Below are 1,108 nucleotides of genomic sequence, written 5' to 3'. Positions count from 1 at the left end.
GCACGCCTTTCAAAGTCACGCATAAATTCTACTAAGGCTTTGACGCCTTCGATTGGCATTGCGTTGTAAATGCTGGCGCGCATGCCACCAGCCGCCTTATGACCACGCAAGGCAACTAAGCCTGCTGCATTAGATTGCTCCAAGAACTGAGCGTTTAAATTTTCATCCTTCAAGAAGAAGGTAACGTTCATTCTGGAGCGATATTCTTTAGGAATGCGATTCTCGTAAAGACTGCTTTGATCTAAAAAGTTATAGAGCAACTCTGCTTTTTCTTGATTGCGTTTCTCAATTACCTTTACACCACCCTGCTTTAGCAACCATTTAAAGCCTAGTCCCGCCATATAAATTGAAAAAGTTGGTGGCGTGTTGAGCATTGAGTCAGTTGCCGCCTGCTTAGACCAATCCCAAATCGACGGAGTGATCTTCATGCTGTGCCCCATCAAGTCCTTACGCACGATCACAATCGTCACGCCAGATGGGCCAATATTTTTTTGCGCCCCACCAAACCAAACGCCACATTTTGTGACGTCCATTTCTTTGGAGAGAATATTGCTAGATATATCTGCGACTAATAACTTGCCATTGACATCAGGCACATCCGAAAACTCTACGCCGCCAATAGTTTCATTAGCACAGTAGTGAACATAAGCAGCATCATCCGATAGTTGCCAAGAAGATCTTGCAGGAATCGTATTAAATTTTTCAGATGCAGAAGATGCAGCTAAGTGAGCAACACCATACTTCTCTGCTTCTTTAAATGATTTTTCAGACCAAACACCAGTCACTAAAAAGTCTGCCTTAGGACCATTCTTAGCCAATGGCATGAGGTTCATCGGAATAGCAGCATTCTGACCCAAACCACCGCCTTGAAGCATCAAGATTTCATAGGAATCCGGGATATTCATGAGGGTGCGCAAGTCTTGAAGCACCTCTTCATAAAGCGCCATGAACTCTTTACCGCGATGACTGACCTCCATGACGCTTGCGCCTAAGCCCTGCCAATTCAACATCTCTGCAGCAGCCTGCTTTAATACCTCTTCAGGTAAGGTGGCAGGTCCCGCAGCGAAATTGAAAATGCGGCGGTCAAACGTCATAGTGAATTAATTAA

Annotated in this window: 1 protein-coding gene; it reads right to left on the bottom strand. The window is 44.9% G+C overall.

The features are described 5' to 3' along the window. Nucleotides 1–1,094 (bottom strand): 3-phosphoserine/phosphohydroxythreonine transaminase (gene serC / locus B7Y67_RS19000; protein ID WP_293599965.1); only part of this gene is annotated, 1,094 nt, incomplete at its 3' end. Between the last annotated feature and the right edge of the window lie 14 nt (nt 1,095–1,108).

The sequence above is a fragment of the Polynucleobacter sp. 35-46-11 genome (genome assembly GCF_002281105.1).
Note: the sequence above shows the minus strand (reverse complement) of the source record. Positions and strands in the feature narration are given on the sequence as shown.